The following is a 17,019-nucleotide window of genomic DNA, read 5'->3' on the forward strand; positions in this document are numbered from 1 at the left end:
ATAAATACTTTTTAAATTGTTTCCCTCAATAAGGCGTTAACCGCAGCGGCTGCCATTGCAGCACCTCCTCTAGTTGAATTCAAAACAATTCTAGGAAGATCGGTGGAAATCAGTTTGTTTTTGCTATTCTCTACTCCAATAAATCCAACAGGCATTCCGATAATTAAACTAGGTAAATCTTTTGCATTTTCTAAAATATCAATTAAATAAGTTAACGCTGTAGGCGAACTGCCAATAACTACAATAGGAGATTTGCTTCCAGAATTTATAGCGGATAACTCCTTCCAACCTTCACTTAAGCCATATGCAGTTTTAGTTAAGTTTGTATGATTATTTTTTCCAAACCACATTCTAGCGGTGAATACTTTATTCCTAGTTGTATTTTCTGCCATGGATTTTATTGCTGCTGCTGCCATATCGGTATCAGTTAAGATAGGAGCACCATTTTTAAGTGCCTGAAGACCCTTTTCACAAGCACCTTCACTAAAATTTACAAGATTTTGAACTGTAAAATCTCCTGAAGTATGAACTAATCTCTCTAGTACTTTTTTTTCCAAATAATTTAAATCATTGGCTACTAAACGAGATCTTATGAATCTGATGCTTTCCAAAAAAATTGGATGATCTATTACCATTAAATTTAATTTGTGTTAGAAGTAATCATAGTTAAAATATGGTTTTTATTGAGCTATTATGCCAATACAAATATTATGGGGTAATGATCTAAATGCTCAAAATACATTTATTCAAAAATTAATTGATGCGGAAGTATCCAAAGAATGGAAAGAAATAAACGTAACTAATTTAAATGGAGATGATGATGAGCAAGTCAATAAAGCTTTTGATGAAGTTCTTACACCTCCTTTTGGAGATGGATACAGAATAGTTACATTGAAAAATAATCCCATTTTTACTGCCAAAAATGAAGATCTAAGAACTAAATTTGAAAAAATTCATGACAATATACCTCAAAATACTTATTTCATTTTGCAAAATACAAAAAAACCAGATTCAAGACTAAAGAGTACTAAATTTCTACAAAAACTTATCAAAAATAATTTAGCCAAAGAAAAATCATTTTCTTTACCAGAAATCTGGGACTATGAGGGCCAAAAAAGATTTTTAGAAGATGCCGCAAATGAAATGAATATCAAAATTGATAAAAATGCAGCTGAATTAATTATTGATTCAGTTGGTAATGACAGCTTTAAACTAATAAATGAATTAGCCAAAGCTAAAACATACCTCTCTGCAGTATCAAGTGATTCGAATTCACAACTTTTTCTTAAAAGTAATGATGTAAAAAAAATATTTAGTGATCATCAATCCAATATTTTCAAAATCATTGATCTTCTCTTACAAAAAAATATTAATGAAAGTCTAATTGAAATAAATTATTCCCTACAAAAAGGAGATCCTGCTTTAAAACTAAATGCAGGTTTAATTAGTCAAATAAGAATTCATACAATCATAAAATTAGCAATTAATTCTGGGAACTTTAATGCAGAAAAGATTTCTAATCTTGCAGGCATTTCTAATCCAAAAAGGATTTTTTTTATTAGAAAAAAAGTAAAAAATATATCGCAAGAATATTTGATTAATTTAATGAGTAATTTATTAAACATTGAATCACTACTAAAAAAAGGTAATAATCCTATAAACGTTTTTACGGAAAATTTAATTAATTTAAGTTAACCAAATTATAAGTTTAAGAATTTACATTATGATTTAAATATGGCTTTACTAGTAAAAAAATTTGGCGGAACTTCTGTCGGTGATATTAAAAAAATTAAAAATATTGCAACTAGCATTTGTCAAAGCAAAGAATCAGGAAATGAAATTGTCGTAGTCGTCTCTGCAATGGGCCATACTACAGATAATTTAAATAGTTTAGCGGAATTAATAAGCAAAAATCCCAATCGCAGGGAATTGGATATGCTTCTCTCAACTGGAGAGCAAGTAACCATAGCACTTCTCTCAATGGCATTAAATGAATATGGAATACCTGCAATTTCCATGACCGGTAGCCAAGTAGGAATTATTACTGAATCAATACATGGGAAAGCAAGAATTCTGGATATTAAAACAGAAAGAATCCAAAATTATATAGATCAGGGTTTTGTAGTTGTAGTTGCTGGATTTCAAGGAACAACATTAAGCCATACTGGATCAATGGAAATTACTACCTTAGGTAGAGGTGGTTCAGATACCTCCGCAGTAGCTTTATCAACAGCTTTAGGAGCTGAAACTTGCGAAATTTATACAGACGTACCAGGAGTTCTTACTACTGATCCGAGAATTGTTGCCAATGCAAAACTATTAGATGAAATTAGTTGTGAAGAAATGCTTGAACTTGCAAGCGTCGGTGCTTCAGTTCTTCATCCAAGAGCTGTAGAAATTGCCCGCAATTATGGAATTAAATTATGCGTCAAATCAAGCCAAAGCGAATCAAGTGGAACTCTCCTAGAAAGCCAAATCCAACCTCTCCCCCTAAAAAGAGGAAGCTTAGAATTAACAAAAACAGTAAATAGTCTTGAAGTATTAGAAAACCAAGCAATATTCAGTCTCTCAAATATTCCTGATAGGCCTGGGATTGCAGCACAAATATTTGAAAAGCTATCAGAAGCAAGTATTAACGTAGATTTAATAATACAAGCAACACACGATGGAAATAATAACGATATTACATTTACTGTAAGTGAATTAGAAGTTAAAAAAACTGCAGAACAATGTGAACTGATAACTAGTCAATTAGGAGGCGAATACAATCTAAAAACAAACATGACTAAATTGAGTATTCAAGGAGCAGGCATTATGGGTAGGCCAAGTGTTTCAGCTGATTTATTTGATACTTTATCTCAAGCAAATATAAATGTAAGGTTAATAGCTACTAGTGAAATTAAAGTAAGCTGCGTAATTGAAATTAATAATCTTACAAAAGCTATTAGATTTGTTGCCGAGAAATTTAAGTTATCCGATACACAAATATTAGTTAATCCAATTTACGAAAAACAAGATCAACCTGAAGTAAGAGGAATTGCATTAGATAAAAACCAAGTTCAAGTCAGTTTTCGAAAACTGCCTGATCGTCCAGGTGTGGCAGCATCAATATGCCTAGCATTAGCTGAAAATAATTTACTTTTCGATACTATCGTGCAATCTGAAAGAATTTCCTCTTCAAAAACTAAGGATATTAGTCTTACTATGAATAAGCAAGATAGGAGCAAAGCTAACTTAGTTTTTGAGGCCTTAACAAAGAAATTACCTGGTTCATACATTGAAGATGGCCCTGCAATAGCCAAAGTAAGCACTGTAGGAGCAGGAATGGCATTTAAGGTCGGAACAGCTGGAAAAATATTTAGAGCACTGGCTGACCAAAATATCAATATTGAAATGATTGCCACTAGTGAAATTAGAACTTCATGTATTGTCTTAGAAAAAGATTGTGACAAAGCAGTTAATGCTATTCACAATCATTTCCAATTGGATAAATAAGTTCTTTTAGCTATTTCTTGCCATTTTTTGTCTTAATTTTTTGATTCTATCCCTCAAATTTGCTGCTTCTTCAAAATTCAACTCTTTTGCAGCATCTTTCATTTTAATTTCTAACTTCTCTATTAAGTCAGGTAATTCTTCTAGCAAACATTGATTGTCGCTAGCATTAAGAATTGCATCTGTATTGTTATTAACTATATTTATTAAATCTTTAGATAAACCGCCAGCATCTAATTTTCTAGAAAGTTCTAGAAAAGATAATATTGAATTTTCTATTTTTTTACCTGCAGGTTTTGGAGTAATACCATTAACCTGATTATATTTTTTTTGAATAGTTCGTCTTCTTTCAGTTTCAGATATTGCTCTTTTCATTGAATCTGTGAAGTTATCTGCATAAAGCAAGGCAACACCATCAACATGTCTGGCAGCTCTTCCAATTGTTTGAATCAATGATCTTTCTGCCCTCAAAAAACCTTCTTTATCAGCATCTAAAATGGCAACTAATGACACCTCAGGGAGATCTAAGCCCTCTCTTAATAAATTAACTCCTACTAAAACATCATATTCACCCATTCTGAGGTCTTGAATAATTTCAATTCTTTCAATTGAGTGAATTTCAGAATGCAAATATCTAACTCTTACTTTATTTTCAGATAAAAAATCAGTTAAATCTTCAGCCATTCTCTTAGTAAGGGTAGTAACTAGAACTCTTTGATTCTTTTCAGCTCTAATTCTTATTTCAGATAATAGATCTTCTACTTGGCCCTCACTAGGTCTTACGTCAATTACGGGGTCTAATACCCCAGTTGGTCTTATAACTTGCTCAACAAATTCACCATCACATTGATCTAATTCCCATTGCCCAGGAGTTGCACTTATGAATAATGTCTGCTTTGATTTTTCCCAAAACTCCTCACATTTTAAAGGTCTATTATCTGCGGCACTTGGCAATCTAAAACCATGATCAATTAAAACTTTTTTTCTAGATTGATCACCGTTGTACATTGCATGTAGTTGCGGACATGTCACATGACTCTCATCTACTACCAACAACCAATCTTTTGGGAAATAATCTATTAGACATTCTGGAGGTGAACCTTCCTCCCTTCCTGATAAATGACGAGCATAATTCTCAACCCCATTACAATAACCGACCTCTTTTAGCATTTCTAAATCATATTTTGTGCGTTGTTCTAGCCGTTGAGCCTCTAATAATTTTCCTTCGCATGTGAATTTGTCGAGTTGAGTTTTCAATTCACTTCTAATTGCACTTATTGCACTCTCAAGTCTTTCTTTTGGAGTAACAAAATGCTTTGCAGGATAAACGCTAACTTGTTCTAAACTTTCCAGTATCTCTCCAGTAGTAGGGTCAACATATCTAATAGCTTCGACTTCATCACCAAATAATTCAATTCTTATCAATCTATCTTCATAAGCAGGACCAATTTCTAAAACATCGCCTTTAATCCTAAATCTACCTCTAGTAATTTCAATATCATTTCTAGTATATTGATTTTCTACAAGCGACCTTAAAGAAGAACGTAGATTTATAGATTTTCCAACTTCAAATTTAACTGCAGCTTTTAAATATTCACTTGGGATACCAAGACCATATATACAACTTATGGATGCAACAACAATTACATCTTTTCTCTCAAATAATGAGCGTGTTGCAGAATGTCTCAGCATATCTATTTCTTCATTAATTGAAGCTGTTTTAGCTATGTACGTATCGCTTACAGGGACATAAGCTTCAGGTTGATAATAATCGTAGTAAGAAATGAAGTACTCAACAGCATTTTTTGGAAAGAACTCCCTTAATTCATTACATAGTTGTGCAGCTAATGTTTTGTTATGAGCCAATACAAGAGCTGGCCTTCCAGTTTGTTGAATTACATTAGCAATAGTAAATGTTTTACCAGTACCAGTAGCACCTAAAAGAGTCTGAAACTCTTTCCCGCTATTAACTCCTCTAACTAATTTTTTTATAGCCTCAGGTTGATCTCCATTTGGTTCATAAGGAGCTTGAAGCTTATAGTTGTTCATCAAGCTAGTAGCTAAATTTCTTAGGATATCCTAAGAAATTTTTTCGCTAATTATTGAATTTTTCAAAGATTCTTTTAAGCCCCTAACAACCGCAATCATTGATATTAAATCATCTAATTTATTAACTGCAGATCCAACGCCAACTGCTGAGGCTCCGCAAGATATTGCTAGTGGACAAGTTACTTGGCTTAATCCAGAAGCACTCATAATTGGTATCGTTACAGATTGTTTCTTAAATTCTTGATGAATAGCATAGGTAGCTGCAAGAGTCGGTACTGACTTTTCAAAAAGGCCTTGGATTCCAGATGAATAAGGACAAGAACTTGTGCCACCTTCTGTTTGAATAATATCAACACCTTCCTGTACTAGCTTTATTGCAAGATCAACTTGTTTATCAATATGAATAGTATGAGGAACAGTTACTGATAAGGGAACATTAGGTAATAGATCCCTTGTTTCTCGAGTTATGTTTAAGACTTTTTCATCTGAAAAATTAATGCCTTTTTCATAAAAAGTATCGTAATTTCCTATCTCTATTAATGAGGCTCCTGCTTTTACAGAATCTATAAAACATTTCGGCACTACTGAACTCACACATACGGGTAATGAGGAATTCTTAAGTACCAGATCAACGAGCTCAGGTTTACAAGCAATATCGACAAGATCTGCACCTCCTAATGAAGCAGCCTCAACAATTGTTTTCACAGATTGAACATCAAAATTATTCAATCCTGAAATAACTTTGAGTAAAGATTTACTTCTCAACTCTTCTTTAATAGTTTGTGGCAAAAGATTAATCAGACTCATTTACTTAATGAATTTATTACCTGATTGTGACATTGTTTTAGTAAAACAGTGCATTTTTTAAAAAATATTATCTGAGCAACACAAAATGTCTGATAAAAATTTTACTCAGAAAAATTGGTCATCATGGCATCATCTACTGCATAAAGAGATTCTTAGCAAAAAAACATTACTTCCGAAAGGATCGAACATTGTAATCAGTGTTTCCGGTGGACAAGATTCAATGGCCTTATTAACCCTAATTAATGACCTAAAAAAACTTCACAATTGGTCAATTAGTGTTTGGCATGGAGATCATCAGTGGCATGAAAAATCCTCAATATATGCTCTTGAATTAAAAAGTTATTGCGAAGGGAAAAAAATTTCATTTTATTTTGATAAAGCAAATAAAGAAAAAAATTTTTCAGAAGAAAAAGCGCGAGAATGGAGATATAAAAAATTATGTGAAAGAGCCAAAACTTTTTTAAATAACAACCAGCGACAAAAAAATATTTATTTATTAACTGGCCACACAAGTAGTGATAATTCAGAAACATTTATACTCAATTTAGCCAGAGGAAGCAATTTTGCAGGTCTCAGCAATATTGAGAGCAAAAGATTACTAGAAAATCAAATTTTTCTAATTAGACCAATATTAATTTTCAGTAGAAAAGACACAAAACAATTCTGCGATGCTATGAACATTCCTGTATGGGAAGATCCAACAAATTCAGATCTAAAATTAAAAAGAAATGTAGTCCGAAAAAAAATTATTCCTACCTTAGAGGATATCTATCCAGGTTGTTCTTCAAGGATAAATAATTTTTCCCAAAAAATGAGCAATTACAATAATGAACGTAATGATCTTAGTGAACTAGCATACATATATTGTAGAGACCTAAAAGGAATTAATAGAAATCTCTTAAATAGTATGTGTATAGAAGCTCGGTGCACAATCTTAAATAGATTTTTAAAAGATATATCTGCAAAGCAATATAGTTCTAAAAATCTGGCCAAATTAGCAAATTCAATTTACGCAAAAAATAAAGGTCAAGTTAGCTTGCAAGAGTTTTTAAAAATTGTTTGGAATAAAAACTATATCAATTTTGAAAAAAGTTAAGATGTGACAGCAGATCTTCTTCTTCTTGTTCTACCTTCAAATGAATCTTCCTTAGCAGTATCAGCTGATGAGTTCTGTGAAACTTTTGGACTTTCTTGAGTATTTTGCTGTTTATTTGAACTATTAGGATGATTATTGTTTGATTTCTTTTGGAAATTATGTTTATTTCTATTTTTATTAGAGAAACTTTGCTCTTCGGTAATCTTTGGAATATAAGCACGAGTTCCACTTGGGGCAGGTTGAACTAAACACAAAATAAGTGGCTCAACTTGTAATTCTCTTCTCATTCTTCTGGATAAACCATTTTCAATTTCTCTTTGTACACCAATCCAATCAACCTCAAAAGTATTCGGACCAGTTTGTCTGGATAATTGTTTCCATCTATTTTCTAAAACCCAGCTTATTTCTCGTTCTGTCCACATAGACATTTTTCTTGGTTCTGCAGTAGTGACAACTCCTCTTAAATTTACTCTGGGAGGCGCGACCATCTTTCCATCTGTACTAATAGGAGCTAAAACAGTTACTACACCATCTCCGGCTAATTGCTGCCTCTCTTTTAAAACTCTAGCGTCTACTATCCCATTTCGAGAGTTATCAAGCAGTTCAACACCAGCTTTTACAGGATCACCCTTTTGAATAGAATTAGGTGTTAACTCAACTACATCTCCATTTTCAATAATTAAGATATTGTCCTTTGGAACCCCCATAGTTTGTGCACTCTTCCCATGACAAACAAGCATTCTATGTTCTCCATGAACAGGAACAAAAAACTTAGGTTTTGTGAGTGCCAACATTAACTTTTGATCTTCTTGAAAACCATGACCAGAAACATGAATATTCTCACCCTTTCCATAAACAACCTTTGCTCCAAGTTTCATTAATCTATCTATTGTATTAACAACAGAAATAGTATTACCAGGAATTGGGCTAGCTGAAAATATTACAGTATCAGTAGTCTTAAGACGAACATGCTGATGTTCACCACGAGAGATTCTGCTTAACGCTGCTAGGGGTTCTCCTTGACTACCCGTCATTAATAATAATGTCTCCCTATCTGGCAAATCTCTAATTTGTTTGATAGGAACAAACAAATCATCTGGGCATTTCATATAACCAATATCTCTTGCCTTAGCAATAACATTTATCATCGATCTACCTAACAAACCGACCTTTCTTCCATGTTTCATGGCCAATTCTAAGATCATTGTCACTCTATGAACAGAACTAGCAAAAGTGGTAAGGATAACTCGTTCTTTTGCCTCTGCAATATGTTTTTCTAAAGAGGGATAGATAGTCTTCTCAGAAGGACAAAAACCTGGAACTTCGGCATTAGTAGAATCACTGAACATGCATAAAACACCCTTCTCTCCGTAATGCACCATTCTTTCTATATCAAATTGCTCTCCATCTACTGGCATATGATCAAACTTAAAATCTCCCGTGAAAATAATTGTGCCAACAGGTGTTGTAACTGCTAAAGAAAAGCTATCGCAAATAGAATGGGTATTTCGAATAAATTCAACAGAAAAATGTTGTCCTACTTTTACAACATCTCTTGGATTTACTGTCTGTATAGTTGTTCTATCAGATACCCCTGCTTCCTCCATTTTTCCTCTAAGCATTGACATTGCCAGTCTTGGACCATAAATAATGGGAATATTAAAATGCTTTAGATGATGAGAAATACCTCCAATGTGATCTTCATGCCCGTGAGTGACAATCATTCCTTTTATTCTTCTTTGATTTTCTTTTAAAAAAGTTGTATCAGGCATAACAACGTTTACGCCATGCATGCCATCAGATGGGAAAGCTAGGCCAGCATCAACAAGCATTAATTCATCACCATATTCAAAAACGCAAGTGTTTTTTCCTATTTCATGTAGTCCTCCAAGAGGTATTACTCGTAGAGCTGGCGTATTACTTTTAGATCTAGATGAATCATGAGTAGATCTATTTAAAGTTGAATTTGTACTTGATTGCATAATTTTGAAATTTATAAAGGCCTGCTTGTAATCAAATAAGGTTTATTTAAATTTAATTATCAAGTTAAATATAATCCCTATTATAGGGAATTCAGGATAAAAGATAGTTGCTTTTTCATGTCATTGGTTAAAGGTGACAAAGGACTTCTAGGATTACCTACATCCCATCCCGATAGCTCCAAAGCAGCCTTAATTGGGATTGGATTAGTAGTCATAAAGAGTGCTTTGAAAAGAGGCTGAAGTTTTTCATGAATAGCAAGAGCATTGGAAACGTCTCCACTTTGAAAAGAATGAATCATCTCTTTCAGTTGCAATCCAACTAAATGACTTGCAACACTTACTACTCCTACAGCACCTACAGATAACATTGGAAGCAACAATGAATCGTCGCCACTATATACAGAGAGTTTGGAGCCACAAATAGCTCTTAGTTCTGTTACTTCTTCTATTCTACCGCTTGCAGCTTTAATACTGAGAATATTTGAGAAATCCATAAGTTTCTTCACAGTATCAGGTAATAAATTGCATCCAGTCCTGCCAGGAATGTTGTAGAGCATAAGAGGCAAATCCTTTGCAGATTTAGCAATAGAACTGAAATGTTTATAAAGACCTTCTTGAGGCGGCTTATTGTAATAAGGCACAACGACCAAAGCACCGTCGGCACCAGAGTCATAAGCTTTTTTTGTAGCTTCCACAGCTTCGCTTGTACAATTGCTTCCAGTGCCAACTATCACTTTACAGCTTGCATCCAAAGATCCTTTTACCGCAATAAATAAATCATGCTGTTCCGCCCATGAAAGAGTCGGAGATTCTCCAGTAGTACCGCACAACACAATTCCATCAGAACCGTTCTCAAAAAGATAATTTGAAAGTTTTATAGCTAGTTCATAATCAACATCGCCATTCTCAGTGAATGGAGTAACCATTGCAGTCAATATTCTTCCAAATAGTGGATTATTACACTCAGTTTTGTCTGTAATCATTTTTTGGGAATTAATAACTCAGCTATTTGAACAGCATTCAGAGCTGCTCCTTTTCTTATTTGATCTCCACATAACCATAATTCTAATCCATGAGGCTGACTTATATCAGTTCTTAGCCTGCCAACAGCAACATTATCCCTTCCCATAACATCATTTGGCATAGGAAATCTATTATTTTTGTAATCCTCAATAACTTCAATTCCAGGAGATTTTTTTAATTCTTCAAGAGCATCTTTAGGCTCAACTACATCGGCAAATTCAATATTGATCGATTCAGAATGTGCTCTCAGTACTGGGACTCGAACACATGTAGCAGAGAGCTTTAAATCAGCAATATTTAATATTTTCCTTGTCTCATTAACCATTTTCATCTCTTCTTCGCAGTAATTATTTGAAAGCATAGGGGAATTATGTAAAAACAAATTAAACGCAAGGGAGTATGGCAAAACTTCACTTTTTTGAGGATTTCCTTGAAGATATTGTTCAGTTAAAAGTTTTAGTTCCTCCATCGCCAGTTGGCCTGCACCACTGACAGATTGATATGTTGAGACAATAACTCTTTGAATAGGAGAAAGTTTGTTTAATGGAGCTAAAACTAATGTCAACAAAATGGTAGTACAGTTTGGATTCGCTATTACCCCATCATGATTAAGTACGTCACTAGCATTAACTTCAGGGACTATAAGAGGAACGTTCTTATCTAATCTGAAAGCACTTGAATTATCTATCAGTAAAGCATTTTGATCAATAATGGTAGACAACCATTTTTTTGAAATACTTCCGCCAGCTGAAGCCAAAACTAAATCAAGATTCTTAAATTCTTCCTTAGTTGTTTTTTTTGTAACTAATTCTTCATCTTTCCAAATAATTTTTTTTCCTTCTGACCGCTCTGATGAAAGCAAGACCAATTCTGATATTGGGAAATCACGTTGTTCAAGAATTCTTAGCAATTCAGATCCCACGGCACCTGAAGAACCTAAAACAGCAACTTTTAATGGCCTATTAGGCAAATACGGAGATTGTCTCACACTTAAAAATGATTTTTATAAATAGATTGACTATTTTTTTTACTTTATCAAAAAATTAACTTTCAAGGAAATCACATAATGTGAAATAATTAAGATTCGGCTCATAGTAATAACTTAGAAAAACATGGCTAAAGATGCACTAATAGTCAAAACAACTCCTCTGCCTCAAAGTAGAATTTCATTCGAATTAGAAATACCATCTGAGACATGCAAAACGTGTGTAAATGAAACAATCAGTTCAATCAGTCGTTCGGCTAAAATTCCAGGATTTAGACTTGGTAAGATTCCTAAACAAGTCTTAATCCAAAGAATTGGCATCACACAATTACATGCCTCTGCTCTGGAAAAAATTATTGATAAATCATGGCAAGAAGCGTTAAAAATAAAATCTATAGAGCCACTAAGTGAGCCAGAATTGGTAGATGGATTTGAATCTTTACTTGCAAAGTTTAGTCCTGAAAAATCACTTAAGGTTACTCTTCAAACTGATGTTGCCCCAGAATTAAAACTAAAAAAATCCAAAGGACTAAGTGTTGAAATCTCAAAAACAAAGTTTGATCCTAAGTCAATAGATGAAGCGCTAGAAAAATCTAGAAGTCAGTTTGCTAATATTATCCCAGTAACCAATAGAGCAGCGAAATTAGGGGATATTGCTGTAGTTAGTTTTAAAGGAAAGTACAAAGATTCTGGTAAGGAGATTGATGGTGGGACAAGTGAATCAATGGATCTTGAGTTAGAAAAGAACAAGATGATTCCCGGATTCGTTGAGGGAATTGTAAAGATGAAAATTGGTGATACTAAGACACTTAACCTTAAATTTCCTGAAGATTATTCGCATGAGGATTCCAGAGGTAAAGAGGCAATCTTTGAAGTAAATCTTAAGGATCTTAAGGAAAAAGAATTACCTGAACTTAATGACGATTTTGCAAAACAGTCTGGGAACAAAGAATCATTAACAGAGTTAAAGAAAGATATTGAAAAGCAACTTAAAGATAATTTTGAAAAAACTCAAAAAGATATCAAAATTGAAGCTTTACTAGATGCCTTAACAAACGAATTGGTTGCTGAAATTCCAAAATCTATGATTGATATAGAAGTTAGGAATAATATTGAACAAACCGCTCAAAGATTTGCCCAACAAGGTCTTGATGTTAAATCAACTTTCACTCCAGAATTGGTTAAGTCATTAGCAGAGTCAACAAGGCCTCAGGCTGAAAAAAATGTCCAAAGAAATTTAGCTCTTAAAGCATTAGCTGAAAAAGAAAACATAACAGTTGAAAAAGAAGAAATTGATTTAAAAATGAAAGATTATGAAGATGCAATCTCTCAATCTTCAAAACAAATAGATATTAAAAAATTAACAGAAGTAGTAAGTAACGATCTACTCAAAGAAAAATTAATAATTTGGCTTGAAGAAAATTCCGAAGTTAAAGAAAAAACTACAAAAGCCACAAAATCTACCAAAACCTCCAAAACCTCCAAAACCTCCAAAACTACAAAAGCCACAAAATCTACCAAAACCTCCAAAACCTCGAAAACCACAAAAACGACAAAAACTCAAAATAAAAAAGAAAAAAAATAATTTATGAAATTTCTTACTAATTAGTCAAAAAACTCTTAAATTAACTATAAGACGAAAACTATTTTGTGAATTCAGAAAAAAAACATTTAATTCAAAGCTCAATAAGTTCTTATGCAAGCATTAATAAAATTAGTGCAGCTGTTCCTACGGTTATAGAACAATCTGGGAGAGGAGAAAGAGCCTTTGATATATATTCAAGACTATTGAGGGAAAGAATAATTTTTTTAGGTACTGGAATTAATGATCAAGTATCCGACTCTCTTGTTGCACAATTATTATTTCTTGAAGCTGAAGATCCTGAAAAAGACATCCAAATATATATTAACTCTCCTGGAGGTTCAGTAACTGCAGGAATGGCTATATACGATACTATGCAACAAATATCTCCTGATGTAGTGACAATATGCTTTGGAGTAGCTGCAAGTATGGGGGCATTTCTACTTTCTGGGGGGGCTAAGGGGAAACGATTAGCTTTACCTAATTCTAGGATAATGATTCATCAGCCCCTTGGAGGTGCACAAGGTCAAGCAGTAGAAATTGAGATTCAAGCTAAAGAAATACTTTTTCTCAAGAAGACATTAAATTCGCTTTTAGCAGAACATACTGGTCAACCTTTAGAAAAGATTAATGAAGATACAGAAAGAGACTACTTCTTGTCTCCCTCAGAAGCAGTCGAGTATGGATTAATCGATAAAGTTATCAAAAAATGACAAGCGGCACTTATTTTTTAAGAATATGATGACGAATCGATGTTTATAAGCAATCCTAGTGAATAGGAAATATTTTAAACCTTTACTTTAGACTTTATAATCGATGGCTAAATTCGACGCCCATCTTAAATGTTCATTTTGCGGTAAATCACAAGACCAAGTAAGAAAGCTAATCGCTGGTCCTGGGGTTTATATCTGCGATGAGTGTATAGATCTTTGTAATGAAATTCTCGATGAAGAACTACTTGATAATCAAGCAAACACAAACAACTCCCCGCAAGTAAAAAAGAAATTACCAACTGATAATCCCAAAAAATCTATTCCTTTAGAATTAACCTCAATTCCTAAACCATTAGAAATTAAAAGTTTTCTTGATAATCAAGTTGTTGGACAAGAATCTGCAAAGAAAATATTATCAGTAGCCGTATATAACCACTACAAAAGATTAGCTTGGAAAGTTACAGAAGAAAATAAGAATAACAATTCAAAAGATTCACAAGCAACGAAATTACAAAAATCAAATATTTTACTCATCGGCCCAACTGGAAGCGGAAAAACATTATTGGCACAAACTTTAGCTGAGTTTCTCGATGTTCCTTTTGCAGTAGCTGATGCAACGACTTTGACAGAAGCTGGATATGTTGGAGAAGATGTTGAAAATATCCTTTTAAGACTTCTGCAAAAATCAGAAATGAATGTAGAGCTAGCTCAAAAAGGAATTATTTATATAGATGAAATAGATAAAATTGCTAGAAAAAGCGAGAATCCCTCAATTACTAGAGATGTCTCAGGTGAAGGCGTACAGCAAGCATTATTAAAAATGCTTGAAGGGACAATTGCTAATGTTCCACCTCAAGGGGGCAGAAAACATCCTTATCATGACTGCATCCAAATTGATACGAGTCAAATTTTATTTATTTGCGGCGGAGCTTTTATAGGTTTAGAGGATATAGTTCAAAAACGTATGGGTAAACACTCCATAGGATTTACCACAAATTCAGATCAAAACAAAGTTGATACAAAAAAAATAGTAGACCAAAGAGATACTCTGAAAAATTTAGAGTTAGATGATTTAGTTAAATATGGACTAATTCCAGAATTTATTGGAAGAATTCCGGTTTGTGCTGTATTAGATCGTCTGACTAAAGAAACTTTAGAATCAATTCTGACTCAACCAAGAGATGCATTAGTAAAGCAATTCAAAACGTTACTAAGTATGGATAATGTTGAATTAACATTTGAACCTGATTCAGTTGAAGCAATAGCGAATGAAGCATATAAGAGAAAAACAGGTGCAAGAGCATTAAGATCCATAATTGAGGAATTAATGCTGGACATAATGTATACTTTACCTTCTGAAGAAAATGTAAAAGAATTCACAATTACAAAAAAAATGGTAGATAATTTATTCACATCCAAAATTGTTAAACTACCTTCAGGATCTAAAAGAATCATTAAAGAATCCGCGTAAACATTAGAGTTTAATTGTTGCAGTTTGAACCCTAATTGTTCTAATTAATGAAGAATAAATGTCTAATATTCATAAGCCTTTTCATCAAAAATATAGACCTAGCAACCTTGACGAACTAGTTGGGCAAAATTTTATATCTATTACTCTAAAACAAGCACTATTAACAAACAAAATTGCTCCTGCATATCTTTTTAATGGACCAAGAGGAACTGGAAAAACATCAAGTGCGAGAATATTTGCGAAATCTTTAAACTGCCATGCATTCGAAAACCCAACAATAAATCCATGTAATAAATGTATCTTATGTAGACAAATTTCAGATGGTAATGCTCTGGATATTATTGAGATTGATGCAGCATCAAATACTGGAGTTGAAAATATAAGAGAAATCATAGAAAGAGCGAGATTCGCCCCTACGCAAGCGAGATGGAAAGTATACGTAATTGATGAATGTCATATGCTTTCTACAGCGGCTTCAAATGCTTTACTTAAAACTATTGAAGAACCGCCCTCAAGAGTTGTATTTATCCTTGCTACTACAAATCCTGAGAGAGTATTAAATACAATAAAAAGTAGATGTCAAAACTTTGATTTTAGAAGAATAAGCCCTAGTGATATTTTTAAACACTTATCAGAAATAGCAGAAAAAGAATCCATTCAATATGAAGTTCAAGCATTAAACATGATTGCGAAAAGATCTAATGGAGGAATGAGAGATGCACAAAGTCTTCTTGAACAACTTAATCTTCTTCCAGAGGGTATAACAATTAAAAATATTCAAAACTTGCTAGGAGAAGTACCAGAAATTGAATTAACAAATCTGATTAAATCATTAATTAATAGAAATCCAGAGTTATTAATAATTACCTGCAACAAATTATATGATACTGGCAACGAACCCCATCAAATAATTATTGGATTATTGAATATAACAAGAGATTTACTACTTTACAATAGAAATAATAAATACTCAGATCTTTATTATACCTCTGATGAATTTCAAAATGAATTGGATAAACTCTCAAAAACAATAAATAAATCAACAATAATTAATTGGCATAATAATCTAAGAAATATTGAATATCAAATTAAAACAAGTGATAATCCAAGACTTTGGTTGGAAATACATTTAACTGGCCTTCTAGATTCCCAAGAGATAAATAGTTTTAAAAATAAGCAAGAAAATAAAAATAATACAACTATAGAGAAGCATGAAAGTATAAAAAACAAGGCAATAATTAATAAAGAAAATATGTCTGATGAAATTCGCAAAAAAAGCATCAAAGAGCATATAAATGGCGAGGAATTGATCGTAAAAAAAGAGGAGAAATTAGAAATTTTTAACGTTCCTGCAAAAGAAAGTATGGAGAATATTTCTGATAATTACCAAAATGATTCTAGGCCAAATAATTTAAAAGATAAATGGGAATTAATTCTTTCTAAATTAGAGTTACCATCAACAAGAATGTTACTTAAACAACAAGCCGAACTTGAAAGTTTTAATTCTGAGAAAATCACAATTGCATTATCTCCAAACTGGGAAAATATGATAAAAAGCAGAAAAGTTATAATTGAAGATACGGTAAAAAAGATATTTGGAGAGCAAATAATACTTAATTTTTCTACCAAACAATTAACTAAAAGTAATCCAACGAACTCTCCGTCAAACAAAAATGAAGTAAAAAATCTGAAAGAAATAAAAACAATAGAACCAAAAACTAATTTTTCAACAAAAATATCAAAAGAGGAAACTTATGATGATAGTTCAAAAAACTTAGCAGATTTTTTTAATGGCGAAATTATAGACATTGATGAATAA

The 17,019-nt window shown here is 32.8% G+C and carries 13 protein-coding genes; 7 read left to right on the top strand and 6 right to left on the bottom strand.

What is annotated here, in order from left to right; genetic code table 11:
• Positions 1-11 precede the first annotated feature (11 nt).
• Positions 12-635, bottom strand: coding sequence for a precorrin-8X methylmutase (locus SOI86_RS06220; RefSeq protein WP_287609171.1), 624 nt, complete (start codon positions 633-635; stop codon positions 12-14).
• A gap of 58 nt (positions 636-693) precedes the next feature.
• Between SOI86_RS06220 and holA the strand changes: the two genes are divergently transcribed.
• Together holA and SOI86_RS06230 are read left to right on the top strand one after the other, a co-directional pair.
• A complete protein-coding gene (gene holA / locus SOI86_RS06225; RefSeq protein ID WP_320680976.1) occupies positions 694-1,695 on the top strand; it encodes a DNA polymerase III subunit delta in 1,002 nt (333 codons plus the stop codon).
• Between the two features lie 39 nt (positions 1,696-1,734).
• Positions 1,735-3,495 carry an aspartate kinase gene (locus SOI86_RS06230; RefSeq protein ID WP_320680977.1) on the top strand — a complete coding sequence of 587 codons (1,761 nt, stop codon included), beginning with the start codon at positions 1,735-1,737 and terminating at the stop codon, positions 3,493-3,495.
• Positions 3,496-3,501: 6 nt separating this feature from the next.
• On the opposite strand, the gene uvrB is transcribed toward SOI86_RS06230, so the two are convergent.
• Both uvrB and SOI86_RS06240 read right to left on the bottom strand, forming a co-directional pair.
• Positions 3,502-5,541 carry an excinuclease ABC subunit UvrB gene (gene uvrB, locus SOI86_RS06235; protein ID WP_320680978.1) on the bottom strand — a complete coding sequence of 680 codons (2,040 nt, stop codon included), beginning with the start codon at positions 5,539-5,541 and terminating at the stop codon, positions 3,502-3,504.
• A 30-nt stretch (positions 5,542-5,571) separates the two neighbouring features.
• Positions 5,572-6,348, bottom strand: coding sequence for a DUF561 domain-containing protein (locus tag SOI86_RS06240; RefSeq protein ID WP_320680979.1), 777 nt, complete (start codon positions 6,346-6,348; stop codon positions 5,572-5,574).
• 85 nt (positions 6,349-6,433) lie between these two features.
• On the opposite strand from SOI86_RS06240, the gene tilS reads away from it, so the two are divergent.
• Complete coding sequence (tilS, locus tag SOI86_RS06245) at positions 6,434-7,444, top strand: tRNA lysidine(34) synthetase TilS (protein WP_320680980.1); 1,011 nt, start codon at positions 6,434-6,436, stop codon at positions 7,442-7,444.
• On the opposite strand, the gene SOI86_RS06250 is transcribed toward tilS, so the two are convergent.
• The 3 genes from SOI86_RS06250 to SOI86_RS06260 all read right to left on the bottom strand — a co-directional run bounded on the left by SOI86_RS06250 (position 7,441) and on the right by SOI86_RS06260 (position 11,437).
• Positions 7,441-9,426 (bottom strand): ribonuclease J, encoded by a 1,986-nt coding sequence (locus tag SOI86_RS06250; RefSeq protein ID WP_320680981.1) that lies wholly within the window; start codon positions 9,424-9,426, stop codon positions 7,441-7,443. The two genes, tilS and SOI86_RS06250, sit on opposite strands and share 4 nt — an antisense overlap.
• A gap of 80 nt (positions 9,427-9,506) precedes the next feature.
• A complete protein-coding gene (gene dapA, locus SOI86_RS06255) occupies positions 9,507-10,409 on the bottom strand; it encodes a 4-hydroxy-tetrahydrodipicolinate synthase (RefSeq protein WP_320680982.1) in 903 nt (300 codons plus the stop codon).
• Positions 10,406-11,437: an aspartate-semialdehyde dehydrogenase gene (locus SOI86_RS06260; protein ID WP_320680983.1), complete on the bottom strand. Its 1,032-nt coding sequence runs from the start codon at positions 11,435-11,437 to the stop codon at positions 10,406-10,408. Before SOI86_RS06260 ends, dapA begins: the two co-directional genes overlap by 4 nt.
• Positions 11,438-11,561: 124 nt before the next feature.
• On the opposite strand from SOI86_RS06260, the gene tig reads away from it, so the two are divergent.
• The 4 genes from tig (at position 11,562) to SOI86_RS06280 (ending at position 17,019) form a co-directional block, all read left to right on the top strand.
• Positions 11,562-13,019: a trigger factor gene (gene tig / locus SOI86_RS06265; protein ID WP_320680984.1), complete on the top strand. Its 1,458-nt coding sequence runs from the start codon at positions 11,562-11,564 to the stop codon at positions 13,017-13,019.
• A gap of 89 nt (positions 13,020-13,108) precedes the next feature.
• Positions 13,109-13,729 (top strand): ATP-dependent Clp endopeptidase proteolytic subunit ClpP, encoded by a 621-nt coding sequence (gene clpP, locus SOI86_RS06270; protein ID WP_320682504.1) that lies wholly within the window; start codon positions 13,109-13,111, stop codon positions 13,727-13,729.
• A gap of 103 nt (positions 13,730-13,832) precedes the next feature.
• Positions 13,833-15,200 (top strand): ATP-dependent protease ATP-binding subunit ClpX, encoded by a 1,368-nt coding sequence (clpX, locus tag SOI86_RS06275; protein WP_320680985.1) that lies wholly within the window; start codon positions 13,833-13,835, stop codon positions 15,198-15,200.
• Between the two features lie 58 nt (positions 15,201-15,258).
• On the top strand, positions 15,259-17,019 hold the full coding sequence (locus tag SOI86_RS06280) for a DNA polymerase III subunit gamma/tau (protein ID WP_320680986.1): 1,761 nt from the start codon (positions 15,259-15,261) through the stop codon (positions 17,017-17,019).

Source organism: Prochlorococcus sp. MIT 1314, assembly GCF_034093315.1.
GTDB lineage: Bacteria > Cyanobacteriota > Cyanobacteriia > PCC-6307 > Cyanobiaceae > Prochlorococcus_A > Prochlorococcus_A marinus_Y.

Bases quoted from the DNA above. Each gene is read 5' to 3' on its own strand.
- SOI86_RS06220 (WP_287609171.1), bottom strand. From the start codon at position 635: ATGGTAATAGATCATCCAATTTTTTTGGAAAGCATCAGATTCATAAGA.
- holA (WP_320680976.1), top strand. From the start codon at position 694: ATGCCAATACAAATATTATGGGGTAATGATCTAAATGCTCAAAATACA.
- SOI86_RS06230 (WP_320680977.1), top strand. From the start codon at position 1,735: ATGGCTTTACTAGTAAAAAAATTTGGCGGAACTTCTGTCGGTGATATT.
- uvrB (WP_320680978.1), bottom strand. From the start codon at position 5,541: ATGAACAACTATAAGCTTCAAGCTCCTTATGAACCAAATGGAGATCAA.
- SOI86_RS06240 (WP_320680979.1), bottom strand. From the start codon at position 6,348: ATGAGTCTGATTAATCTTTTGCCACAAACTATTAAAGAAGAGTTGAGA.
- tilS (WP_320680980.1), top strand. From the start codon at position 6,434: ATGTCTGATAAAAATTTTACTCAGAAAAATTGGTCATCATGGCATCAT.
- SOI86_RS06250 (WP_320680981.1), bottom strand. From the start codon at position 9,426: ATGCAATCAAGTACAAATTCAACTTTAAATAGATCTACTCATGATTCA.
- dapA (WP_320680982.1), bottom strand. From the start codon at position 10,409: ATGATTACAGACAAAACTGAGTGTAATAATCCACTATTTGGAAGAATA.
- tig (WP_320680984.1), top strand. From the start codon at position 11,562: ATGGCTAAAGATGCACTAATAGTCAAAACAACTCCTCTGCCTCAAAGT.
- clpX (WP_320680985.1), top strand. From the start codon at position 13,833: ATGGCTAAATTCGACGCCCATCTTAAATGTTCATTTTGCGGTAAATCA.
- SOI86_RS06280 (WP_320680986.1), top strand. From the start codon at position 15,259: ATGTCTAATATTCATAAGCCTTTTCATCAAAAATATAGACCTAGCAAC.